The sequence below is a fragment of the Azospirillum sp. A26 genome (assembly GCF_042604635.1).
GTDB lineage: Bacteria > Pseudomonadota > Alphaproteobacteria > Azospirillales > Azospirillaceae > Azospirillum > Azospirillum palustre.
This window is the reverse complement of record NZ_CP170476.1, coordinates 875,734-897,401: the sequence shown is the minus strand read 5'-3', so window position 1 is coordinate 897,401 and position 21,668 is coordinate 875,734. Positions and strand designations below refer to the sequence as shown.

The following is a 21,668-nucleotide window of genomic DNA, read 5'->3' as shown; positions in this document are numbered from 1 at the left end:
TTCGCGGCGCTCTTCGCCAGCCGCTTCCTCGCCCTGTCGCTGGAGATCCAGGAATTCAGCGAGGCCGGCACCTGGAAGCACAACAACATCCACGGCCGCTACAAGGCCGCTTGAGACGAGGCATTCCCCATGCTCAGTTCCGATGCCGTCCGGGCCGCCGCCGCGCGCCTGCACGAGGCGGAGAAGACCCGCGTCCAGACCCGCCAGATTTCCCTCGACCACCCCGACATCACCATCGAGGACGCCTATGCCATCCAGCGCTGCTGGGTGGAGGCGAAGATCGCCGGGGGGCGCAAGGTCATCGGCCACAAGATCGGCCTGACCAGCCGGGCGATGCAGCAATCCTCGCAGATCGACGAGCCGGATTACGGCACCCTGCTCGACGACATGCTGTTCCCCGACGGCGGCGACATCGCCATCGACCGCTTCATCGCCCCGATGGTGGAGGTCGAGCTGGCCTTCATCCTGAAATCGCGGCTGGAGGGTCCGAACGTCACCCTGTTCGACGTGATGTCGGCCACCGACTATGTCATTCCGGCGCTGGAGATCATCGACGCCCGCTGCCATCGCGTCGATCCCGACAGCAAGCGCCCGCGCAAGGTGATGGACACCATCTCCGACAATGCGGCGAATGCCGGCATCGTCATGGGCGGCCGGCCGATGCGGCCGCTGGACACCGACCTGCGCTGGGCCGCCGCCCTGCTCTACCGCAACGGCGTGATCGAGGAGACCGGCGTCGCGGCCGGCGTGCTGAACCACCCGGCCAACGGCATCTGCTGGCTCGCCCGCCGCTTCGCACCGCATGGCGTGGCGCTGGAGCCGGGGCAGGTCGTGCTCGCCGGTTCCTTCACCCGCCCGGTGCCGGTCAAGGCCGGCGACACGGTCCATGCCGATTACGGCCCCTTCGGCTCCATCGCGCTGCGCTTCGTGTAAAGATCCCAAGGAGTGCATCGATGAAGAACCCGGAAAACACCTTCAAGCGGGCGCTGGCGACGGGACAGCCGCAATTCGGCCTGTGGCTCGGGCTGGCCGACGCCTACTGCGCGGAGATCGCGGCCGGGGCCGGCTTCGACTGGCTGCTGATCGACGGCGAGCATGCCCCGAACGACCTGCGCGGCATCCTGGCCCAGCTCCAGGCCATCGCCGCCTATCCCAGCCATCCCATCGTCCGCCCGGTGGTCGGCGACGCGGCGATCGTCAAGCAGATGCTGGACCTCGGCGCCCAGACCCTGCTGGTGCCGATGGTGGAGACGGCGGAGCAGGCGGCGGCGCTGGTCGCCGCCACCCGCTATCCGCCCGGCGGCATCCGCGGGGTGGGCAGCGCGCTCGCCCGCGCCTCGCGCTGGAACCGCATCGGCGGCTATCTGGACGAGGCCGACGGCGAGATCTGCCTGCTGGTGCAGGTGGAATCCGCCCGCGGCCTGGACAATCTCGACGCCATCGCCGCGGTGGAGGGGGTGGACGGCGTCTTCTTCGGCCCGGCCGACCTGTCGGCATCGCTCGGCCTGCGCGGCCAGCCGGGACATCCGACCGTGCGCGCGGCCATCGAGAACGGCATCGCCCGCACCCGCAAGGCGGGCAAGGCCGCCGGCGTGCTGGCGACCGACGAGACGCTGGCCCGCGCCTATCTGGCGGCCGGCGCCCTGTTCGTCGGGGTCGGGGTGGACACCACCCTGTTCGCCCGCGCCGCCGCCGACCTGGCCGCCCGCTTCCGCCAGCCATCTGCCTCGCCGACGACCTCTCCGACGGCGGCCACTCCGGCGCCCGGCGGCTACTGACCGCCCCAGCCCCGCAGGATACAGATCCATGATCGATTTGACCGACAGCACCCTGCTGCGCGAGCGCTGCTTCGTGGCCGGCGCCTGGATCGACGCCGACGACGGCGGGCGCAGCCCCGTCACCGACCCGGCGACCGGCGCCACCATCGCCCATGTCCCGCGCTGCGGCACCGGGGAGACCGCGCGCGCCATCGCCGCCGCCGAGGCCGCCTTCCCCGCTTGGCGGGCGGAAACCGCCGGCCGCCGCGCCGCCCTGCTGCGCCGCTGGTTCGAGCTGATCCTGGAGAACCGCGAGGATCTCGCCCTGCTGATGACGCGGGAGCAGGGCAAGCCGCTGGCCGAGGCACGTGGCGAGATCGATTACGCCGCCTCCTACGTCGAATGGTTCGCCGAGGAGGCGAAGCGCCTCTATGGCGACGTCATCCCGTCCCCCCTGCCCGACCGCCGCATCGTCGTGGTGAAGGAGCCGGTCGGCGTTTGCGCCGCCATCACGCCGTGGAATTTCCCGGCGGCGATGATCACCCGCAAGGCGGCGCCGGCACTGGCGGCCGGCTGCACGATGATCGTCAAGCCAGCCGAACAGACGCCGCTGTCGGCGCTGGCGCTGGCGGCACTGGCCGAGCGCGCCGGCATCCCGCCCGGCGTCTTTTCGGTGGTGACCGGGCCGGCACGGCAGATCGGCGCGGTGCTGACCGCCAGCCCGGCGGTGCGCAAGCTGACCTTCACCGGCTCCACCGAGGTCGGCCGGCTGCTGATCGGGCAATGCGCCGGCACGGTCAAGCGGCTGTCGATGGAACTGGGCGGCAACGCCCCCTTCATCGTCTTCGACGACGCCGATCTCGACGCGGCGGTCGCCGGTGCCCTGGCCTCCAAATACCGGAACGCCGGCCAGACCTGCGTCTGTTCCAACCGCTTCCTGGTGCAGGACGGCATCTATGACCGCTTCGCCGCCCGGCTGTCGGAGGCGGTGGCCGCGATGACGGTCGGCAACGGGCTCGAGGACGGCGTGCAGCAGGGGCCGTTGATCGATGCCGCCGCCCTGGCGAAGGTGGAGGAGCTGGTGGCCGACGCCACCCGGTCCGGCGCCAGCGTGGCGGTGGGCGGCCGGCGCCATGCGCTGGGTGGCACATGGTTCGAGCCGACGGTGCTGACCGGCGTCACTGCGTCGATGCGGGTGGCGGTGGAGGAGATCTTCGGCCCGGTCGCTCCCCTGATCCGCTTCACCGATGAAGCCGAGGCCGTGCGCCTCGCCAACGACAGCGACTACGGCCTCGCCGCCTATCTGTTCACCCGCGACCACGCCCGCGTCTGGCGCGTCGGCGAAGCGCTGGAATACGGGATGGTCGGCATCAACACCGGCCTGATCTCCACCGCGGTGGCGCCGTTCGGCGGGGTGAAGCAATCCGGCTACGGCCGTGAAGGCTCCCGCTACGGCATCGAGGATTATGTGGAGATCAAATATCTGTGCATGGGGGGACTGTAGCCCCCCTACTCCTCCTCGCCGCCGCCGTCCGCACCGCCCAGGCAATCGGCGAGTTCGTCGAGCAGCCCGTACAGCGTCGCCAGCCGGTCGGCGCCGAAGGCCTCGGTGATTTCGGCATAGCGCCGTTCGCTGTGGGGGGCGATCAGCGCGATCATGTCGCGGCCGGACGGCGTGATCGAGATCTGGGCCGCCCGCAAATCCTTGTCCTCGATCCCGCGCTGGATCAGCCCGCGCTTTTCCAGCGTGCGCAGGATGCGTGACAGGCTGGGCATGCTGATGCTGCTGACCCGCGCCAACTCGCCGGCACGGAACTCGTCCGCCGTGGTCAGGGCGCGCAGCACCCGCCACTGCTGTTCGGTCAGGTCATGTTCGTGCAGCAGCGGACGGAAGCGCGCCATCACCGCCTCGCGCGCCTTAAGCAGCGCCATCGGCAGGGACCGGCGGAAGGCCCGCATCTCGCCAGCGGACTGCCCGGTTACTCCTGTGGGTTCTGCCGCCGCGGCTTTTCTGGAAGGTCTGCCCAAGGCTCCGGCCTCATCTGGAAAGAGTAGACGCATGTCTGGAGGTTTCCCGCACCATAACGCGGCGGCCCTGCGCAGGGAAAGCGCTTGACAGCACCGCAGCGCGATTTATATAACATGTTAAATATTAACAAATCAAGTTCTCCGCCGGGCGCGCCGCCCGCGGCACCCCCCGGCCCGCCATATCCCGGCCCCGCATAGCACCACCCAACAAGCGCCAACCAAAACCTGGAGTGAAACGCCATGGCATCCGCTTTCGAAACGAATCTCGCAACCGCGGAACGGCTCCTGACCCGGTTCCGGGATCGTCCGCTCGGCCATTTCATCGACGGGCGGGAGGTGCCCGGCCAGTCGGAGCGGCTGTTCGACAATCTGTCCCCCATCGACAGCGGGATCATCAACCGGGTCCATGCCGGCAACGCCGCCGACGTCGATGCCGCCGCGACCGCGGCGCAGCGCGCCTTCCCCGCCTGGGCCGCCCTGCCGGGCACCGAGCGCAAGCGCATCCTGCACCGGGTCGCCGACGGCATCCTGGCGCGGGCGGAGGAGATCGCCGTGCTGGAAAGCCTGGACAGCGGCCAGCCGATCCGTTTCATGAGCAAGGCCGCCGAACGCGCGGCGGAGAATTTCCGCTTCTTTGCCGACCGGGCGCCGGATGCCGCCAACGGCCTGTCGCTGCCGGCCAAGGACCATCTGAATTTCACCGTCCGGCAGGCGCTGGGACCGGTGGCGGTCATCACGCCCTGGAATACGCCCTTCATGCTGTCGACCTGGAAGATCGCCCCGGCGCTGGCCGCCGGCTGCACGGTGGTCCACAAGCCGGCGGAGTGGAGCCCGCTGACCGCCATGCTGCTGGCCGAGATCATGGCCGAAGCCGGCGTGCCGGCCGGCGTCGCCAATCTGGTCAACGGGCTGGGCGAGGAGGCCGGCAAGCTGCTGACCGAGCATCCGGCGATCAAGGCGGTGGCCTTCGTCGGTGAATCGACCACCGGAAGCCACATCATGGCCCAGGGCGCCCCGACGCTGAAGCGCGTCCATTTCGAGCTGGGCGGCAAGAACCCGGTCATCGTGTTCGACGACGCCGATCTGGACCGGGCGCTGGACGCCGTGGTGTTCATGATCTACAGCCTGAACGGCCAGCGCTGCACCTCGTCCTCGCGCCTGCTGGTGCAGAGCGGCATCCATGACGCCTTCGTCGACCGGCTGGCGGAGCGTGTCGCCCGCATCCGCGTCGGCCACCCGCTGGATCCCGCCACCGAGGTCGGCCCGCTGGTGCACGAGCGCCATCTGAACAAGGTTCTGAGCTATTGCACCATCGCGCAGGAGGACGGCGCGACGGTCAAGGTCGGCGGCGTCCGCGCCGGAGAGCCGGGCAGCGGCGGCAACTATGTCCGTCCGACGCTGTTCACCGGCGCGAACAACCGCATGCGCATCGCCCAGGAGGAAATCTTCGGGCCCGTCCTGACCGCCATTCCCTTCCAGGACGAGGCGGAAGCGGTCGCGGTGGCCAACGACGTCGCCTATGGGCTGGCCGGCTATGTCTGGACCCGCGACGTCAGCCGGGCCAACCGCGTGGCGCTGAAGCTCGATGCCGGCATGGTGTGGATCAATTCGGAGAACAACCGCCACCTCCCTACCCCCTTCGGCGGCATGAAGGCCAGCGGCATCGGCCGTGACGGCGGCGACTACAGCTTCGACTTCTATATGGAGACGAAGAACATCTGCGTGGCGCTCGACACCCACACGGTGCCGAAGCTCGGCGCCTGAGTCACAGCGTTCGTGCGTTGAAAGCCGGGGCGATGCGGCGGACGATCCGTCCGCTGCACCGCCCCCCGCGCGCTATCACATCTGGAACAGCGTCGTCAGCGGCATGTGGGCACGCACGATCGGCGACTTCAGCACGACATAGCTGAAATATTTGTCGATGCCGATGTCCATGTCGGTCAGCTTTTCCATGATCTCCTGATATTCGCCGATGCCGGAGGTGACGAACTTCAGCATGTAGTCGTAGCCGCCGGACACCAGATGGCATTCCAGCAGCTGTTCGATCTTCTTGACGGCGGCCAGGAAGCGGGCGAAATCGACCTGCCGGTGGTTCTTCAGCGTCACCTCGGTGAAGACGGTCAGGGTCTGCCCCAGTTTGCTAACATTGATCTGCGCCGTGTAGCCTTCGATGTAGCCTTCCGCCTGGAGCTTCTTGACCCGCATCAGGCAGGGGCTGGGCGACAGATTTACCAGTTCGGCCAACTCGACGTTGGTGATCCGGCCGTTCTTCTGGAGCTGATGCAGAATCTTGATGTCGATGCGGTCCAGCTTCATGGGGAACCCATCCGGTTCGAAGGCGGGGGGCGGAACGACGGCAGCAGATAATTCTGCCGGGCATGGCGGGGGAGCTTAACACGGACCGCCCGCCTGTCGACGGCCGAGTGGCTTTCTTTCGGCAGAACAAAGCACCGGGCTTTCCGTCATCGACAGAAGATAATGCCGTTCAGTCTGCCAAAGCAGCGCCCGCCGATCCGCGCCATGGCTGGGTGGTGCCATGCCGTAATCGGAGACCCGCGCCATGCCCGCCCCTTCGCAAACCATCCCGTCTCCCCCGAGCCTGTCCGAACAGGCGGAAACCGCAACCCGCCGTCCCTGTCAGGGCCTGCGAAAACGAACGCGGTGTTCTCTCCGCTTCACACGTGGTCAGGGCGACGTGCCATCGAGTGCGGCGAGCGTGCCGCGGATTGCGGCGATGCGGTCCTTCACGGTGGTTTGCGGCGGCCGTACCGCGACCTTGACGCCGTCATAGAGCAGGCCGCTGCCGGCGGCGTCGAGCGTCGCCGCCACCGTGAAGCGGTCCATGACGGAATCGGGCATCTGCTCGCGGAGCGGCGGATGCACGTCGCTCCAGGCCATGCCGTAGGCGCCATCGCGATCCGTCGCGCCGGAAAACATCACGCCGCGCAGCAAGCCGGCGGAGCGCAGGCGCTGCACATGCCGTTCGGGCGCCGACGCGTCCCGCTCCTCTATGGCCGAGCGGCCCCAGTTCACCGCCATTCCCGTGGGCGTCGGCGACTTTGCCGCGGCAGCCGCAACGGCCTGGATCTCGATGCCGAGGGGAAGCAGGCCCTTCTGCCAAGGCAAGGTCGCGGTGCGGGCGTCGCAATGTTCGAGGACGACGGCGATGCCGTCCCAGTCCCACGCCAGAATCTCGCACAGCGACCGCTCCAGCGCCTCGCCGCCCAGCCCGGCATCGGCCGGCGCCAGCGTCGGAAACGACTGAAGCTCGACGGCGACGATGCGCTGCCCGCGCGCTAGGCAGTCCAGGGCGGCCTCGCGGGCCGACGCAACCAGTTGGACCGCCCGCTCGCGTCCATCGCGGTCGGGTGAGGCCAAGCCGACGGACGGAGCCTTGGCAGCCATCGTCGCCGCAGCCCCGATCAGGGTCAGCACATGCCCTCCCCGCCCCCCTCGATTGCCGAGCAGCTCGGCCAGAAGCGGGGCATCCTGCTCCCAGCCGGGCGCGCCCCAGGAAATCTCCAGGCCGTCGACACCGGGAAGAGAGAGAACCTCCTCCAGAAACGCCCTGCGCTCATGAGCCTCATCCGGCTGGGCGGCATAGGCGCCGACGACGCGGAGGGGCTTGTAACGATGCTCGGTGGTCATGGCTGTCGACTCTTCTCTCTCGCGGGCAGTTTTTCACGGGTGCGGGGGGCGCAATCCCGGATCGCGCCCCCCGCACTGGCCGTCGCACGGGTCAGGTGCGGCCGGAAGACCGGGCTTCGCCCCATTCGGCATCCGTCGGCGTGTTCAGGTCGCGGTCGAGGGTTTCGGGCAGCGAGTAGGTGGCCAGGAACGACACCAGCATGGTGACGGCCATGTAGATCGCGACCGGAACCCAGGAATTGCCGTACCAGGCGAGCAGCGAGGCGCACAGCAGCGGGGCGATGCCGCCGCCGATGATCGACGAGAACTCCCGCCCCAGCGTCACGCCGGCATAGCGGTAGCGGCTGCCGAAGATCTCCGGGAAGAAGCTCATGTGCACGCCGGTCACGCCCTGGGCGGCGACCATGTAGCCGAACACGATGATGGCGGTGATCAGGACCGGCGAGCCGGTGTTGAGGCCGGGGAAGACCAGGAACGGCGTGACGACGAGGATCCCGGTCAGCACCAGCGTCATCCGCCGGCGTCCGAAACGGTCGGACAGGCTGCCGGTCAGGAAGGCGGCGAAGGAGGCGGCGATGGCGGCGGCAAGCTGGACCGGCGGAACGAAGTGCGTATCGACCCCCACCACATTGATCAGGTAGGAGATCATGAAGACCTGATAGGTGTAGGACTGGGTGGATACGCCCCAGTTCATCAGGATGACCTTGATGACGTTCTTCTTGCCATGCTTCGCGACGACGCGGAGCGGAGCCTGGTTCTTGACGTCCACCTTCTTCTTGAGTTCGAGGAAAACCGGGCTTTCGGACAGCTTCAGCCGGATGACGAAGGCGGCGATGGTGACGACGATGCTGCTCCAGAAGATCGCGCGCCAGCCCCAGCTCATCAGCGCTTCATTGGGAAGCTGCTGTGCGCCGATCCAGGCGACGGCGCCCAGCGCGGTGCCGAAGGCGGCGCCCACCATGATCAGCGACGACAGCCGGCCGCGCTGGCCCAGCGGAGCCGTTTCGGTCAGCAGCGTGGCGCCGCCCGACTGCTCGGCGCCCGCGCCGAAGCCCTGGAAGAAGCGGCAGAGCACCAGCAGCAGCGGCGCCCAGACGCCCGCCGTCTCGTAGGTCGGCAGGCAGCCGATGGCGAAGGTCGCCCCGCCCATCAGGAACAGGGTGGTGACCAGCACCCATTTGCGGCCGAACTTCTCGCCGTAATGCGAGAAGAAGAGGCCGCCGAGCGGCCGGGCGAGGAAACCGATGGCATAGGCGCCGAAGGCGGCGATGATGCCGGCCGCCGGGGAGATCGTCGGGAAGAACAGCTTGCTGAAGATCAGGGCCGACGCGGTGCCGTAGATCACGAAATCGTAATTCTCGAGCATCGTGCCGATAAGCCCCGCCAGCGCGGCGCGGCGCACATTCTTGGCGTCGGCAGGAGTGGCGGCAGGAGCGTCGGCAGGGGCATCTGCCCGGGCGATCCGTTCGGTTTCCGCGATGGAGCTGGATATCTGAGACATGTCCTGCTTCCTTCATCAACCACCGCAGCGGTGGAGCAATGAGCGTGCGCGGCCGGAACCGCGCGATGAGGGGCCGCGCGATGAGGGGCGCGATCGTGAGGGTGCCGGCGATGGACAAGCCGGCCGGTGCGGCGCCAGCGAATGGCCCAACGGTTGGACCCGTCCGGGCTTGCCGCCGGGCAGGCCCGCGACGGTGTCAGCCGGCGTTCAGCGGGGGCTGACCGGATTGCGCAGCGGCTCTCCCGCCGCCAGCCGGGCGATGTTCGCGGCGACGTCGCGCACGCGGCCCTGGAAGGTCTGGGTGGTGACGCCGGAGATGTGCGGCGTCATCAGAATGTTGTCGAGCGTGTCGAAGGGCAGCGCCGCCGGCTGGGCATGGGCGCCGCCGTTCGGGTACTGGTACCACACGTCGATGACGGCACCGCCGATGCGGCGCTCCTTCAGCGCGTCGTAAAGCGCCTCGGGATCGACCAGCGGACCGCGGCTGACATTGACCAGCAGGGCATCGGGCTTCATCGCCGCAAGCTGGGCCTTGCCGATGAGGTGGCGCGTCTCCGGCAGCAGCGGCAGGCACAGCACGACGATGTCGCTCTCGGCGAGCAGGCGGTCGAGACCGTCGGTGCCGGCGACCCAGTTCAACCCCTCCCCTTCGGCCCTGGCAGGCCGTGAGGTGACGGCGACGCCGGAGGCGCCGAACGCCCGCATCAGCTTCCAGACATGCGATCCGATATGGCCGTACCCGACGATGCCGACGGTGGCACCGGCCAGCGACCCCAATTGAGAGCGCTGCGATTCGTAGACGGAGGAATCCCAGTGCCCCCGGCGCAGTTCGCGGTCCTGCTGCAAAAGCTGGCGGCGCATGACGACGCTGGTCGCCGCGACATATTCGGCAATCGAGGATTCGTGACAGAAGGTGTTGGCGCACAGCACGCCAGCGGGCAGCGCCTTGCCGTCGATGCCGTCATAGCCGGCACCGCCGACATGGACCAGCCGCAGGCTGTCGGCGGCGGCCCCCATCGCGGCGGTGAAGCGCGGACCGACGAAGACGTCGGCGCCCGGCAGGTCGGCGGCGACCGCCGCCTCGTCGAAGGCGGGATGCCAGGACACGACGGTGCCCGCGGGAAGCTGCGCCTCCATCAAGGCGCGGTGGGGCAGGAAGTTGGCGTCGGCAATGACCACGCGGAGGGGGGACACGGGCGGCGCGGCGCCCCCGCCGGCCTGCGATTTCCCCTTGGGCATAGCACTCATGGTTCCCCCTCGATGGTTTTCCCGCCGGATTCCGCAGCGACGGAGCGCTGAGGCCAGCGGAATGGATTGATTGCCCGACCGGATCCGATGCCCTGCTCCGGTCCGCTCACGCTCCGGCCGGATGCTGCGTGCTTCTTATCGCGGGCGGCGGCGCAAGGCACCCCATGCCGCCCCGAATCCCGAAGGCACCTGCCGGACCGGCCGCCGAAAATTGGGCAATTGGTACATTGGTCTTCTATTCCAGTGGATAGTGCACCGGACGAGGGCCTGTCAACTGCATAACGCTGGATGCACAAAATGTTTTGCCAACGTGCGACCGACGGTCGCAGGGCAACGCCTTGACTTCCCGCCCCTTTATGGACCGAGCCCCCGGCCCGACAGGGATCTCCGCCTGGACGCTCGCGCCCATCCCATTGATAGAACGCTAAATTTTTCCTGATACCCCCGGCACGCCGGCAATCGCCGCTGCCCCTTTCCGACGACGCCAGCCCCAAGTCCGAACACGCCGTGTTGACAAGTCCGCGCGACCAGCATAATCATCAAACCAGAAGACCAATTCGTATATTGGTCCATTTTACCGGATACGCGCCGCCACCGCTGCCGGGCGACCCGGCAAGGCACGGGGCGTCCGCGGGGCCGGACAATCGGACCGCATCCCACACGGGACACCACACGGACACGAGGCGCGACGGCGCGCCGTTACCTTTCAGGAGAGACCAGATGCGCGGCTGTGTTCTGCATGGACAAAAGGACCTTCGCCTTGAAACGCTCGACGAACCGGCGCTGAAGCCGGGAGAGGTCCGCGTCAGGATCGCCGCCGGCGGCATCTGCGGCTCGGACCTCCATTATTTCTTCGAAGGCCGCGTCGGCGACTTCAACGTCCGGGAGCCGATGGTCCTGGGCCACGAGATCAGCGGCGATGTCGTCGAGGTCGGCGCCGACGTCACCCGGACCAGGATCGGCGACCGCGTCGCCGTCAACCCCGGCAAGCCGTGCCGGACCTGCCCGCACTGCCTGGGCGGCCGGGAAAATCTCTGCGCCAACATGATCTTCTTCGGCAGCGCCTCGCGCTTCCCCCATGTCCAGGGCGCCTTCCGTGAAACGCTGGTGGTGCGCGACTTCCAGTGCTTCCCGGTGCCGGCCGACACGAAGCACACCAATCTGGTCTTCGCCGAACCCTTCGCCGTCGCCCTCCATGCGGTGGCGCAGGCCGGCAGCCTGCTCGGCCGGCGGGTGCTGATCACCGGCGCCGGGCCGATCGGCTGCCTGATCGCCGTCGCCGCGCGCCGGGCGGGGGCGGAGCACATCACCATCACCGACCTGTCCGACAAGCCGCTGGAGATCGCCGCCCGGATCGGCGCCGATGAAACCGTCAACGTGCTGGCCGACAGCGAAACCCCCAACCGCTGGCAGGCCGACCGCGGCTGCTTCGACGTCTGCTTCGAAGCGTCGGGCAGCGCCAGGGCGGTGGAGACCTGCGTGCTCAGCACCCGCCCCGGCGGCGCCGTCGTCCAGGTCGGCATGCTGGCGCCCGGCCTCACCCCGATCCCGCTGAACCGGCTGCTGGCAAAGGAAGTGACGTTCAAGACCTCGTTCCGCTTCCACGAGGAATTCGCCTGGGCGGTGTCCGCCCTGACCACCGGCGGCGTCGACCTGTCGCCGCTGGCCACGGCGCAGTTCCCGTTCGAGGCGGCGGCCGACGCGTTCGCCGCGGCGCGTGACCGCAACAGCAACATGAAGGTCCAGATCGTCTTCTGATCCGGTGGCGCCGTGCCGCGGCACGGCGCAAGCCCACCCCTCCCTTGCGAGCGCTCCATGAAAATCACGCAGCTGGAAACACTGAGGACGGACGAGTTCTCCAACGTCGTCTGGGTCCGCGTCCACACCGATGCCGGGATCATCGGCCTCGGCGAGACCTTCTACGGCGCCGGCGCGGTCGAGGCGCACATCCATGACGTGCTGGCCGGCCGCCTGCTCGGCAAGGACCCGCTGCGCATCGAGGCCCACGCCCGCGAACTGGTGAACCTGCCGATGGCGCAGTCCTCGACCGGCGCCGAATACCGCGCCGCGTCGGCCATCGACCTCGCGCTGTGGGACATTTTCGGCAAGGTCTGCGGCCAGCCGGTGCACCAGATGCTGGGCGGGCTCTGCCACGACCGGGTGCCGGTCTACAACACCTGCGCCGGCTACGGCTATGTGCGCTCCAACAAGATCAAGCCGGTCGACACTTGGAACCTGGGCTCCAGCGAGGGGCCGTACGAGGATCTGAACGGCTTCATGAGCGATGCCGGCCGGCTGGCGGAAAGCCTGCTGGAACAGGGCATCACCGGCATGAAGATCTGGCCGTTCGACCCTGCCGCCATCGCCAACGACGGCCGTTTCATCACCGCCGAGCAGATGAAGCGCGCCGTCGAACCGTTCGAGAAGATCCGCAAGGCGGTCGGCGACCGCATGCAGATCATGGTCGAATTCCACTGCCTGTGGAACCTGCCGACGATCAAGCGGATCGCCCGCGTCCTGGAGGACTACGATCCCACCTGGTATGAGGATCCGATCCGCATGAACTCGGTCAATGCGCTGACCGAGCTGGCCGCCTCGACCAGCGTGCCGATCTGCGCCTCGGAAACGCTGGGATCGCGTTTCCCCTACAAGGACATGCTGGAATCCGGCGCCATCGGCGTGGTGATGACCGATCTGGTGTGGACCGGCGGGCTGACCGAGGGCCGCAAGATCGCGGCGCTCGCCGACACCTACCACCGCCCCTACGCCCCGCACGACTGCACCGGCCCGGTCGCCTATGTCGCCGCGGTCCATTCCTCGCTGTCGAACCCGAACACGCTGATCCAGGAGTCGGTGCGGGCCTTCTACACCGGCTGGTACGCGGAACTCGTCACCGAGGTTCCCCGCATCGTCGACGGCCATGTCCTGCCAATGGAAGGGCCGGGGCTCGGCACCGAACTGCTGCCGGCCGTCTTCGAGCGTCCCGATCTGCGCGTCCGCCGCACAAGCCTCTAACCGGAAGACCCACCACCATGACGACCATGTTCGATCTGAGCGGGAAGACCGCCCTCGTCACCGGCTCGGCCCGCGGGCTGGGCAACGCCATCGCCGAAGGGCTGGCCGAGGCCGGTGCCGCGATCATCCTCAGCGACATCAACCCCGACACCCTCGCCGATGCCGCCGCCAGGGCGCGCGACAAGGGCTATACCGTCCATGAATCCGCCTTCGACGTGACGGACGAGGACGCCGTGGCGAAGGCCTTCGCCCAATTCGACGAGCAGGGCATCTCCGTCGATATCCTGGTCAACAACGCCGGCATCCAGATCCGCAGCCCGCTGGTCGATTTCCCGGTGGCGGACTTCCGCAAGGTCATCGACACCAACCTGACCAGCGCCTTCCTCGTCGGGCGCGAGGCGGGCCGCCGCATGGTCGCGCGGCGGGCGGGCAAGATCATCAACATCGGCTCGCTGACCAGCGAGCAGGCCCGCGTCACCGTGGCGCCCTATGCCGCCGCCAAGGGCGGCATCCGCCTGCTGACCAAATCGATGACCGCGGAATGGGCGGAGTTCAACGTCCAGATCAACGCCATCGGTCCGGGCTACATCGTCACCGAGATGAACAAGCCGCTGATCGAGAACGAGGAGTTCGACGGCTGGGTGAAAAAGCGCACGCCCGCCCGCCGCTGGGGCAACCCGGCGGACCTCGTCGGCACCGCGGTGTTCCTCGCCTCGCCGGCCTCCGATTTCGTCAATGGACAGCTGATCTTCGTCGATGGCGGTATCATGGCCGTCTATTGATCCGTCCGATCTCGCCCTCCCGCCGGGTGGAAATGCCCGGCGGGGCCTGCGATTGACTCGGCCGTCAAGGATGCCTAAACAACTGGAGTGATCATAAACCAGAGAACCAGTTCGGTGATCGGAGAGCGGCATGGATGATCCTGATTTCGACGTCTCCCGCCACTTTCAGAAGATCAAGATCCGGCGCCCGCCCGACATCATCATCGAGCAGATCAGCGACCTGATCGCCCGCCGGATCATCAAGGCCGGCCAGAAGCTGCCGGCCGAACGGGTGCTGGCGGAGCGCTTCGACGTCAGCCGCGGCACGGTCCGGGAGGCCTTGCGCCGCCTGGAGTTCTTCGGGATCGTCCGCACATCGCCGCAGAGCGGGACGGTGGTGGAGAATCTCAGCGAGCATGTGCTGATCGGCCTGATCAGCAACATCCTGAATGCCGGCGACACCAGCCCGGAAATGCTGATCGAGGTGCGCGGCGCGCTGGAGGCATTGTCCGCCCGGCTGGCGACCGAACGCGCCCATGGCGCCCAGATCGCCGAAATCCGCAAGGCGCAGCAGCGCATGCGCGAGCAGGCGGAGGCCAACGCCTACACGCTGGAAGAGGATCTGCTGTTCCATCTGAAGGTTGCCGAAGCGACCAACAACAACCTGCTCCGCTCATTGATCGCCCTGATGGGACCGGACGTGCTCCGCTTCTCGCACCAGCACGCCACCTACAAGGACGGCCGCATGCATGCCGCCGCCAACGAGCACGATGCGATCATCGCCGCCATCGAGAGCGGCAAGCCCGACGAAGCCGAAAAGCTGATGAAGCAGCACATCGACAAGTCCTACGAGCATTACCGCCGCGACGGCAACACCGACGCCACGCTGGCCGACGGCGAGGCGGAGTCCGGAAAGCCGGTCCGCAAGCGGCGCCCCAAGGCCGCGGCCTTGTAAAGGCAGGCGTGAAGGCAGGCGGCCGGCCCCTTCCGCGCGCGGCATCGACGCCGTCAGAACAGCGGGAGCTGGACGCGGCCGCCGTCGTCCGCATGGGCTTTCGCGGCACGCAATGCGGCATCCTGGGCCCCGGCCATGGTGCGCGCGGTTCCGGAGCGGACCTGCTCGCCGGCGACGGTGACGACCCACGCCCACATCTCCGGCCCCCGCCAGATCACGGCAAGGTCGCACCCGTGAACCCGCGTCACCGCGTGCCGAATCGTCCAGTCCGTCAATGTTGGCATGCCGGCGTCCCCATCAGTTTCGGCATGCTGTAGCACAGGGTCGGGGGAGCCAGCCAGCACCGGCCGTCAGGCCGCCGATGACAACCGCATTGTCGCCGGTTTTCCCTCACTCCTCCACGATGCGTTCGATCCGCCGGTCCGGCACCAGCCACAGCAGGATCACCAGGATGTAGAGAGCGATGGACAGCCATTGCAGGACGAAGGCCAGCGGGATGGCCAGGGCATACAGCCCCAGGCTGATCTTGCCCTTCCGATCGGACCCGACCGCCCGCGCCACCACCGACTCGCGTCCGCCGCAGGCGATGATCGCGCGTTCGGTCAGGCTGTAGCCGATGGCCGCCATGCCGAGGACGACCCCGTAGGATGCCGTCGCCACCGGCGAGAAGTCGCTGGCATCGAGCCAGCGGATGACGAAGGGGACCAGCGACAGCCAGAACAGCAGGAACAGGTTGGCCCACAGCACCCGCCCGTCGATGCGCGTGGTGGCTTGCAGCAGATGGTGATGGTTGTTCCAGTAGAGCCCGACATTGATGAAGGACAGCACATAGGCCAGCAGGATGGGGACGCGCTCCGCCAGGGCGGCGAGGCTGCCATCCTCCGGCACTTTCAACTCCAGCACCATGATGGTGATGGCAATCGCCACCACGCCATCGGTGAACGCTTCCAGCCGGCCGGCCTTCATGCTCCGAACTCCTGTCTTTGCAGAGGACGCCGTGCCGGGGCGGCAAAGCCCCGGCACGGCATCGGTCTCGTCAGGCGGCATCCACCATGACGATTTCGCTGTCCTCCAGCGCCGTCACCGTCAGGGTGTCGAGATCGGCGATGGCCGCACCGTCGCGGGCATTCACCCGCACCCCGTCGATCTCGACGGCGCCGCTGGCCGGAACCAGATAGGCGCGGCGGTCCTTGCCGAGCGGGTAAGTCGCCGTCTCGCCGGCCTTCAGCGTCGCCCCCAGCACACGGGCGTCGGTGCGGATCGGCAGGGCGTCGCCGTCATCGGAATAGCCCGACGCCAGTGTGACGAAATGGCCGCTGCGGTCGCCCTTGGGGAAGGGCTTGCTGCCCCAGCCCGGCTTCTCGCCGCTGCGCGTCGGCATGATCCAGATCTGGAAGATGCGGGTGGTGACGTCCTCCAGATTGTATTCGGAATGTGCGATGCCGGTGCCGGCGGACATCACCTGGACGTCGCCCGCCTCGGTACGGCCCTTGTTGCCCAGATTGTCCTGGTGGGTGATGGCGCCCTCGCGGACATAGGTGATGATCTCCATGTCGCGGTGCGGGTGCGTCGGGAAACCGGTGTGGGGGGCGATGGTGTCGTCGTTCCAGACGCGCAGGTTGCCCCAGTTCATCCGCTTGCGGTCATAGTAGTTGGCGAAGGAGAAGTGGTGCTTGGCATCCAGCCAGCCATGGTTCTCGCCGCCCAGGGTCTCGAAGGGACGCAGGTCGATCATGGTCCGTCTCCTGATTGTGCGACCGATGGGTCCTTGCCGCATCGGCCGCCGTGTTTCGCTTGAGAGGACAATAGCCTTGGTCTCCTTTCAGGTTTACCCCTATAAAACGCCGCAAGATGTTCAAGAAAGTTGAATGATGAGCAGCGTCGGGACCCCCAGCTTCGACCAACTCAGCATCTTCCTCGCCGTGGTGGATGCCGGCAGCTTCGCCGGGGCCGGACGGCGGCTCAACCGGGCGGTCTCCGTCGTCAGCTACGGCATCGCCAACCTCGAAGCCCAGCTCGGTCTGGCGCTGTTCGACCGCGAAGGGTCGCGCAAGCCGACGCTGACCGCCGCCGGGCGGGCGCTGCTGGCCGAAGCCCGGACGATTGCACAGGGGATGGACGGCTTGCGCGCAAAGGTGCGGGGCCTGCACGAGGGGCTGGAGGCGGAGGTCGATCTCGCCGTCGACGTGATGTTGCCGGCCGACCGTCTGGGCCGGGTGCTGCGGGACTTCGCACGCAGCCATCCGACGGTTTCGCTGCGCCTGCATGTCGAAACCCTGGGCGCGGTCGCCGCCCTGGTGCTCGACCGCCGGGCGGTGCTCGGCATTTCCGGCCCGGTGGCGGCCGGCATGGACGGGCTGGACCGCACGACCGCCGGATCGGTGCCGATGGTGCCGGTCGCCGCCCCCGACCATCCGCTGGGCCGCATGGCGCAGATCGCCCCCGGCGCCGGACGCGACCATGTGCAGCTGGTCCTCACCGACCGGTCGCGTGCCACCGAGGGGCAGGATTTCTCGGTGATGAGTCCGCGCACATGGCGGCTCGCCGACCTGGGCGCCAAGCACGCGCTGCTGCGCGAAGGGATCGGCTGGGGCAACATGCCGCTGCCGATGGTCGAGCCCGACCTGGTCGCCGGCACCCTGGTGCGGCTCGCCATGCCCGACCATCCGGGCGGCACCTATCGCTTCTCCGGCGTCTGGCGGCGCGACACGCCGCCCGGCCCGGCCGCCTCCTGGCTGCTCGCCCAGTTCGTGCAGTTGGGAGCCGGCGACCGTGAGGAGGACGGCTTCACCGACCTCTGACGGACGGTTCCCGGCATCGTCAATCCGGCATCAGGCCGCAACCGGCGCGGTCGAGGCCGGGTGAAGTGCGCAGAACGCGGTGCCGGCCAGCACCAGCGCGCCGACGACGACCAGGGGCAGCACCAGCCCGCTCTGCATGACCATGACGGCACCGAGCGCGGCACCGAGGAAAATCGCCGCCACGCTGGCCATCCGGCGTCGCGCATTGGTGTTCGGCCCGCCGGCAAGGCCGGAATCGGCGGCCAGTCCGGTCAGGGTCAGGGTGAGGACCGTCGTCGTCAGGTCGGGAACCTTCATCTGCCGGACCGTGGCGTTGCGGAATCCCATGGCGAAACCGGTCAGGACGATGATCGCATAGAGAGCGGCCGCCGGAGCCTGCGTCCCGACATCGAAGCCGGCGGCGACGGCGGCGGCGATCCAGAACAGGGCCGTTTCGAACAAAGCGGCGGTCAGCAGCCAATGCCGCATCGGCCGGCCGGCGAATGTCCTGCCGAGCCGGCCGGCGATCAGGGCGCCGCTCAGGAAGGACAGCAGCGCCGCCACCGCCGGCAGAACCCGGAAACCCGGCGTCCCGACGACGGCGAAGCCGAGGAAGACGATGTTGCCGGTCATGTTGGCAGTGAAGACCTTGCCCAGGCCGAGCACGCTGACGGCATCGACGAGCCCCGTCGTCACCGACAGCAGCAGCAGGAGGATGGGCAGTGGGGAGGTGCCGGATGCGGCCGGTGCGGACATGGCTGTCGTTTCCTGCGGTTTCTTCGGGCGAAGAGGGCAGTATCGGCGGCCGCAGCCGGCATGGTCTTGTCGCATCGGCACGACCTTGGACCATTCTGGACCTCCCGGCAGGCTTGGCGGCATCGGATCTGACCGCATGGCGAACAGCCTCGACAGGATGGACGGATGGGTTAGGCTGCCGGAACTCCCGGTCGTCACCAGCCGTCATCCCCATGAACAGCAGCGCCATCCGCTTTTCGGACTCACAGCTGGACGAGCGCCGCCCGGTCTGGGAAGCGTTGTCGGCGATGTATCTGGACACCGACGTTTCGCTGTCCCGCGCATGGCGGGTGCAGGTCCTTTCGGCCTCGCCCTACAGCTTGGAGGAGATGGACGCCATCCTTCGCGAGGAGATCCACCCCGTCTGCTTTTCGAACCTGTTCCAGCCTGCCGGCGAATGGGCCGGCTTCGATCCCGGCAGGCTCGAGCAGGCGATTCAAGGTCGCCGGACGCGCCGGCGCTCCAGGCTGCTGGCGAGGCTCAGCCTGGCCCTGCCGGGGTGCTTCCCGACGGAGGAATGGACGGTCACGCGCCAGGAGGTCGCCCGTCGGCGCAGCCAGCCCGGAGCATCGCAGACATGAGCGTTACCGTGCAGGGGCGCACGGGTGAGGCCGGGCACCCGCGTCTGAGACTTATTTTTGGAATTCGCGCCCACGCATGGGGGATCGGCCCCGGCGGTGGCATCGCCTTGCCGCCGGGACCGCACCCGTCACTCCGGCACGGAGCCTTTCACCACGACGCGCATCAGCACGCGGCGGTGCTTGCCCATCTCGTAATTGGCGGTGGCGCGGTGCAGCAGGCAGCGGTTGTCCCAGAAGACGAGGTCGCCGTGCCGCCAACGGTGGGTGTGGATGAAGCGGTCCTGCGTCGCATGCTCCAGCAGCTCCTCCAGCAGGGCGCGCCCCTCCTCCTCCGGCATGCCTTCGATGTGGGAGCTGTACATGCCGATGTAGAGGCTCTTGCGCCCGGTCTCGGGATGGGTGCGGACCAGCGGATGGGCGATGGGCGGAGCGGCGGCGATGTCGTCCTCGGTCGGCGGGGCACTGCTGGTGTAGCGGCGCATGAACTCCAGGCTCTGTACCGACTTCAGCCCGTCGATCCGCCGGCGCGTCGCCTCCGGCAGCGCCTCGTAGGCGGCGGTCATGTCGGCGAACTGGGTGTCGCCGCCGTCGGGCGGCAGTTCCACCGCCTGCAGCATCGTCAGCAGCGACGGCTCGCGCAGGAAGGACTTGTCGGTGTGCCAGAAATAGTTGGAGCTGATGAAGGGCTTGGCCACCGGGTTGCCGGCGGCGTCCAGGTTGGTGATGGTGTGGACCGCGTCCCACTTCGACCCGTCGGCCAGCCGGATCATGTGGCCCTCGATTGGGCCGAACAGTTCGGCGAAGCGGTACATGCGCTCCTTGTCCAGCGACTGGTTGCGGATCACCAGCAGATGATGGTCGCGGAAGGCCGTCCGCACCGCATCGACCGTTGCGTCGTCGAGCGGGCGGGACAGGTCGAGCCTGTCGGTTTCTGCCCCGATGATGCCGTCGAGCGGCGTGAACAGGGGGACGGTCGCGGCCGAGGAGGCGGAAGGAGCGGCGGAAGAGGCGGCTGGCGCATGGAGGCTGGTCATCGGGACGGTTCCTCGTGCAGGTCGGTTGGTTTTCAAAGCGGTCGGCGGCAGGCCCAGAGGGCGGCACGCGTCAGGATCTGGCGGTGGACCGGGTGTTCCAGGGACGCGTGGTCATGGCCCAGCGTGTCGGCCACCACCCGCCCCAGCCCGACGTCGCGCGCCCACAGGGCGGGCCAGGCGCGTCCCCCTTCCGGTGCCACGAGCGCCAGCGGCCGGACGTCGCCGGCCAGATCGAAGTCGCCGTAGGCTTCGTCGGTGACGGTGAAGGGCGGCAGGCCGGCGGTCAGCGGATGGGGAAGGTCGGTGGGAACCAGGGTGACCGGACCGCGCGGCGGATGGGCGGAGCGGCCCCACACCCAGGCGCCGCCCAGCAGATCCTTCCAGTCCGGCCAGTCGTCGAAGCAGATCAGCGCGGTGTGCAGGCCCAGCAGCCCCCCCCCGCCGGTGACGAAGTTCCACAGCCTCCGCCGCCCGTCGGGCGACAGCGAGAAGGCCCAGCGCTCGCGGTGGGGGGCGTATTTCTCGCTGCCCAGCATCCGCCAGCGCAGCGCATAGACGGTGAGCAGGTCGAAGCCGCCCTGTTCCAACGCCGCCAGCCCGCCTTCGATGTCGTCGGTGACGGTCGAGACGACTCCGGCACCGGCCAGAATCCCCTCCAGCGCCGGAGCGGCGTCGGCGAAGGGGTGGCCGATGCCGCCGGTCAGGATCAGGTTGCGGACCGCCCCGCTCATCGGTCGCCCGCCAGGGGTTTCACCGCCGGCGCGCGGCGGGGCAGGTGCATCTTCAGGCTGAAGGACACGCCGCCATCGACCATGAGATGCTGTCCGTGGATGTAGCGCGCCCGGTCCGAGGCCAGGAACAGCACCGCGTCGGCGATATCGTCGGCGGTGCCGAGCGACCGGGCGGGGACGGCGGCGCCGCGCACCGCGCGCACCTCGGCATCCGCATAGATCGGCGCCGACATGCCGGCGTCGATGAAGCCGGGGGCGACGGCGTTGACCCGGACGCCGCGCGGCGCCAGCGCCAGCGCCAGATGTTCGGTCAGCAGCGCGACCGCCGCCTTGGTCGCCGGATAGGCCCCGGCGTCGGGACTGGGGGCGACGGCGTTCAGCGAGGTGATGTTGACGATGGCGCCCGACCCGCGTTCCGCCATCCGCCGCGCGACGGCGCGGGTGACGATGAAGGTGCCGGTCAGGTTCACGTCCACCACGCGGCGGAAATCGGCGACGCTGTGCTCCAGCAGGTCGCCGAAGCGGACGATGCCGGCATTGTTGACCAGCAGGTCGGGGCCGTCGCCGAACGCCTCGGTCATCGCGGCGACCACCGCGTCGATCTGCGCCTCGTCGGTCACGTCGGCGGTGAAGGCCAGGGCACCGGGAATGCGCGCGGCCTCGACCTCCAGCCCGGCGGCATCGAGGTCGAGCAGTGCCACGCGGTACCCTTCGCCGGCCAGACGGCGCGCGATGGCCGCGCCCAGTCCGCCGCCGGCTCCGGTCACCAGAGCGGTCTTGGTCATGCGATCCTCCCGGAAAAACGGGTTTCGAAGCTTGACGGGTCACTCATCA

22 protein-coding genes and 1 pseudogene are annotated in these 21,668 nt (G+C 68.4%); 11 read left to right on the top strand and 12 right to left on the bottom strand.

Annotated features, from left to right (window positions below; all coding sequences use genetic code 11):
• The 4 genes and pseudogenes from ABNQ39_RS35020 to ABNQ39_RS35005 form a co-directional block, all read left to right on the top strand.
• Positions 1–114: pseudogene (locus ABNQ39_RS35020) on the top strand (5-carboxymethyl-2-hydroxymuconate Delta-isomerase); the annotation flags it as partial.
• Between the two features lie 15 nt (positions 115–129).
• Positions 130–933: a 2-oxo-hept-4-ene-1,7-dioate hydratase gene (hpaH, locus tag ABNQ39_RS35015; RefSeq protein WP_376966750.1), complete on the top strand. Its 804-nt coding sequence runs from the start codon at positions 130–132 to the stop codon at positions 931–933.
• Positions 934–953: 20 nt separating this feature from the next.
• The gene (hpaI, locus tag ABNQ39_RS35010) at positions 954–1,778 is read left to right on the top strand and encodes a 4-hydroxy-2-oxoheptanedioate aldolase (protein WP_376966748.1); all 825 of its coding nucleotides are present in this window, start codon (positions 954–956) and stop codon (positions 1,776–1,778) included.
• 28 nt (positions 1,779–1,806) lie between these two features.
• Positions 1,807–3,261 carry an NAD-dependent succinate-semialdehyde dehydrogenase gene (locus ABNQ39_RS35005; RefSeq protein ID WP_376966746.1) on the top strand — a complete coding sequence of 485 codons (1,455 nt, stop codon included), beginning with the start codon at positions 1,807–1,809 and terminating at the stop codon, positions 3,259–3,261.
• A 5-nt stretch (positions 3,262–3,266) separates the two neighbouring features.
• On the opposite strand, the gene hpaR is transcribed toward ABNQ39_RS35005, so the two are convergent.
• Complete coding sequence (gene hpaR, locus ABNQ39_RS35000; protein WP_376966744.1) at positions 3,267–3,689, bottom strand: homoprotocatechuate degradation operon regulator HpaR; 423 nt, start codon at positions 3,687–3,689, stop codon at positions 3,267–3,269.
• Between the two features lie 336 nt (positions 3,690–4,025).
• Here hpaR and hpaE point away from each other — a divergent pair, with 336 nt between their 5' ends.
• A complete protein-coding gene (gene hpaE / locus ABNQ39_RS34995; RefSeq protein WP_376967152.1) occupies positions 4,026–5,549 on the top strand; it encodes a 5-carboxymethyl-2-hydroxymuconate semialdehyde dehydrogenase in 1,524 nt (507 codons plus the stop codon).
• A 75-nt stretch (positions 5,550–5,624) separates the two neighbouring features.
• On the opposite strand, the gene ABNQ39_RS34990 is transcribed toward hpaE, so the two are convergent.
• The 4 genes from ABNQ39_RS34990 to ABNQ39_RS34975 form a co-directional block, all read right to left on the bottom strand.
• Positions 5,625–6,101, bottom strand: coding sequence for an Lrp/AsnC family transcriptional regulator (locus ABNQ39_RS34990; RefSeq protein ID WP_098734844.1), 477 nt, complete (start codon positions 6,099–6,101; stop codon positions 5,625–5,627).
• Positions 6,102–6,470: 369 nt separating this feature from the next.
• Entirely contained in the window at positions 6,471–7,433 is a 963-nt protein-coding gene (locus tag ABNQ39_RS34985; protein ID WP_376967150.1) for a DUF4862 family protein, read from the bottom strand.
• A gap of 91 nt (positions 7,434–7,524) precedes the next feature.
• Positions 7,525–8,934 (bottom strand): MFS transporter, encoded by a 1,410-nt coding sequence (locus tag ABNQ39_RS34980; protein WP_376967148.1) that lies wholly within the window; start codon positions 8,932–8,934, stop codon positions 7,525–7,527.
• 207 nt (positions 8,935–9,141) lie between these two features.
• Positions 9,142–10,182: a 2-hydroxyacid dehydrogenase gene (locus ABNQ39_RS34975; protein ID WP_376967146.1), complete on the bottom strand. Its 1,041-nt coding sequence runs from the start codon at positions 10,180–10,182 to the stop codon at positions 9,142–9,144.
• A gap of 720 nt (positions 10,183–10,902) precedes the next feature.
• On the opposite strand from ABNQ39_RS34975, the gene ABNQ39_RS34970 reads away from it, so the two are divergent.
• The 4 genes from ABNQ39_RS34970 to ABNQ39_RS34955 all read left to right on the top strand — a co-directional run bounded on the left by ABNQ39_RS34970 (position 10,903) and on the right by ABNQ39_RS34955 (position 14,913).
• Positions 10,903–11,940: an L-idonate 5-dehydrogenase gene (locus ABNQ39_RS34970; RefSeq protein WP_376967144.1), complete on the top strand. Its 1,038-nt coding sequence runs from the start codon at positions 10,903–10,905 to the stop codon at positions 11,938–11,940.
• Between the two features lie 57 nt (positions 11,941–11,997).
• On the top strand, positions 11,998–13,197 hold the full coding sequence (locus tag ABNQ39_RS34965; protein WP_376966732.1) for a mandelate racemase/muconate lactonizing enzyme family protein: 1,200 nt from the start codon (positions 11,998–12,000) through the stop codon (positions 13,195–13,197).
• Between the two features lie 17 nt (positions 13,198–13,214).
• Positions 13,215–13,979, top strand: a complete 765-nt coding sequence (locus ABNQ39_RS34960; RefSeq protein ID WP_376967142.1) for an SDR family oxidoreductase — start codon at positions 13,215–13,217, stop codon at positions 13,977–13,979.
• Positions 13,980–14,109: 130 nt separating this feature from the next.
• Complete coding sequence (locus ABNQ39_RS34955; RefSeq protein WP_376967140.1) at positions 14,110–14,913, top strand: FadR/GntR family transcriptional regulator; 804 nt, start codon at positions 14,110–14,112, stop codon at positions 14,911–14,913.
• A gap of 53 nt (positions 14,914–14,966) precedes the next feature.
• Here the strand turns inward: ABNQ39_RS34955 and ABNQ39_RS34950 are convergent, their stop codons facing one another.
• From ABNQ39_RS34950 to ABNQ39_RS34940, 3 genes are all read right to left on the bottom strand, one after another.
• Entirely contained in the window at positions 14,967–15,197 is a 231-nt protein-coding gene (locus ABNQ39_RS34950) for a hypothetical protein (protein ID WP_098735113.1), read from the bottom strand.
• Positions 15,198–15,303: 106 nt separating this feature from the next.
• Positions 15,304–15,879 carry a TMEM175 family protein gene (locus ABNQ39_RS34945; protein ID WP_376967138.1) on the bottom strand — a complete coding sequence of 192 codons (576 nt, stop codon included), beginning with the start codon at positions 15,877–15,879 and terminating at the stop codon, positions 15,304–15,306.
• 70 nt (positions 15,880–15,949) lie between these two features.
• Positions 15,950–16,648, bottom strand: coding sequence for a pirin family protein (locus ABNQ39_RS34940; protein WP_376966725.1), 699 nt, complete (start codon positions 16,646–16,648; stop codon positions 15,950–15,952).
• Between the two features lie 133 nt (positions 16,649–16,781).
• Between ABNQ39_RS34940 and ABNQ39_RS34935 the strand changes: the two genes are divergently transcribed.
• Entirely contained in the window at positions 16,782–17,714 is a 933-nt protein-coding gene (locus ABNQ39_RS34935) for a LysR family transcriptional regulator (protein ID WP_376967136.1), read from the top strand.
• Positions 17,715–17,744: 30 nt separating this feature from the next.
• Here ABNQ39_RS34935 and ABNQ39_RS34930 read toward each other — a convergent pair whose 3' ends face one another.
• Positions 17,745–18,449, bottom strand: a complete 705-nt coding sequence (locus ABNQ39_RS34930) for a YoaK family protein (RefSeq protein WP_376966721.1) — start codon at positions 18,447–18,449, stop codon at positions 17,745–17,747.
• Positions 18,450–18,661: 212 nt separating this feature from the next.
• Here ABNQ39_RS34930 and ABNQ39_RS34925 point away from each other — a divergent pair, with 212 nt between their 5' ends.
• Entirely contained in the window at positions 18,662–19,069 is a 408-nt protein-coding gene (locus ABNQ39_RS34925; RefSeq protein WP_376967134.1) for a DUF7079 family protein, read from the top strand.
• Between the two features lie 128 nt (positions 19,070–19,197).
• Here ABNQ39_RS34925 and ABNQ39_RS34920 read toward each other — a convergent pair whose 3' ends face one another.
• The 3 genes from ABNQ39_RS34920 to ABNQ39_RS34910 are packed head-to-tail and all read right to left on the bottom strand — an operon-like array spanning position 19,198 to position 21,619.
• Positions 19,198–20,103, bottom strand: coding sequence for a TauD/TfdA dioxygenase family protein (locus ABNQ39_RS34920; RefSeq protein ID WP_376967132.1), 906 nt, complete (start codon positions 20,101–20,103; stop codon positions 19,198–19,200).
• 32 nt (positions 20,104–20,135) lie between these two features.
• Entirely contained in the window at positions 20,136–20,834 is a 699-nt protein-coding gene (locus tag ABNQ39_RS34915; RefSeq protein ID WP_376967130.1) for a ThuA domain-containing protein, read from the bottom strand.
• Positions 20,831–21,619, bottom strand: a complete 789-nt coding sequence (locus tag ABNQ39_RS34910) for an SDR family NAD(P)-dependent oxidoreductase (RefSeq protein WP_376967128.1) — start codon at positions 21,617–21,619, stop codon at positions 20,831–20,833. Before ABNQ39_RS34910 ends, ABNQ39_RS34915 begins: the two co-directional genes overlap by 4 nt.
• Positions 21,620–21,668 lie beyond the last annotated feature (49 nt).

Coding starts and splice junctions, on each gene's coding strand:
- hpaH (WP_376966750.1), top strand. CDS start 130: ATGCTCAGTTCCGATGCCGTCCGGGCCGCCGCCGCGCGCCTGCACGAG.
- hpaI (WP_376966748.1), top strand. CDS start 954: ATGAAGAACCCGGAAAACACCTTCAAGCGGGCGCTGGCGACGGGACAG.
- ABNQ39_RS35005 (WP_376966746.1), top strand. CDS start 1,807: ATGATCGATTTGACCGACAGCACCCTGCTGCGCGAGCGCTGCTTCGTG.
- hpaR (WP_376966744.1), bottom strand. CDS start 3,689: ATGGCGCTGCTTAAGGCGCGCGAGGCGGTGATGGCGCGCTTCCGTCCG.
- hpaE (WP_376967152.1), top strand. CDS start 4,026: ATGGCATCCGCTTTCGAAACGAATCTCGCAACCGCGGAACGGCTCCTG.
- ABNQ39_RS34990 (WP_098734844.1), bottom strand. CDS start 6,101: ATGAAGCTGGACCGCATCGACATCAAGATTCTGCATCAGCTCCAGAAG.
- ABNQ39_RS34985 (WP_376967150.1), bottom strand. CDS start 7,433: ATGACCACCGAGCATCGTTACAAGCCCCTCCGCGTCGTCGGCGCCTAT.
- ABNQ39_RS34980 (WP_376967148.1), bottom strand. CDS start 8,934: ATGTCTCAGATATCCAGCTCCATCGCGGAAACCGAACGGATCGCCCGG.
- ABNQ39_RS34975 (WP_376967146.1), bottom strand. CDS start 10,182: ATGAGTGCTATGCCCAAGGGGAAATCGCAGGCCGGCGGGGGCGCCGCG.
- ABNQ39_RS34970 (WP_376967144.1), top strand. CDS start 10,903: ATGCGCGGCTGTGTTCTGCATGGACAAAAGGACCTTCGCCTTGAAACG.
- ABNQ39_RS34965 (WP_376966732.1), top strand. CDS start 11,998: ATGAAAATCACGCAGCTGGAAACACTGAGGACGGACGAGTTCTCCAAC.
- ABNQ39_RS34960 (WP_376967142.1), top strand. CDS start 13,215: ATGACGACCATGTTCGATCTGAGCGGGAAGACCGCCCTCGTCACCGGC.
- ABNQ39_RS34955 (WP_376967140.1), top strand. CDS start 14,110: ATGGATGATCCTGATTTCGACGTCTCCCGCCACTTTCAGAAGATCAAG.
- ABNQ39_RS34950 (WP_098735113.1), bottom strand. CDS start 15,197: ATGCCAACATTGACGGACTGGACGATTCGGCACGCGGTGACGCGGGTT.
- ABNQ39_RS34945 (WP_376967138.1), bottom strand. CDS start 15,879: ATGAAGGCCGGCCGGCTGGAAGCGTTCACCGATGGCGTGGTGGCGATT.
- ABNQ39_RS34940 (WP_376966725.1), bottom strand. CDS start 16,648: ATGATCGACCTGCGTCCCTTCGAGACCCTGGGCGGCGAGAACCATGGC.
- ABNQ39_RS34935 (WP_376967136.1), top strand. CDS start 16,782: ATGATGAGCAGCGTCGGGACCCCCAGCTTCGACCAACTCAGCATCTTC.
- ABNQ39_RS34930 (WP_376966721.1), bottom strand. CDS start 18,449: ATGTCCGCACCGGCCGCATCCGGCACCTCCCCACTGCCCATCCTCCTG.
- ABNQ39_RS34925 (WP_376967134.1), top strand. CDS start 18,662: ATGAACAGCAGCGCCATCCGCTTTTCGGACTCACAGCTGGACGAGCGC.
- ABNQ39_RS34920 (WP_376967132.1), bottom strand. CDS start 20,103: ATGACCAGCCTCCATGCGCCAGCCGCCTCTTCCGCCGCTCCTTCCGCC.
- ABNQ39_RS34915 (WP_376967130.1), bottom strand. CDS start 20,834: ATGAGCGGGGCGGTCCGCAACCTGATCCTGACCGGCGGCATCGGCCAC.
- ABNQ39_RS34910 (WP_376967128.1), bottom strand. CDS start 21,619: ATGACCAAGACCGCTCTGGTGACCGGAGCCGGCGGCGGACTGGGCGCG.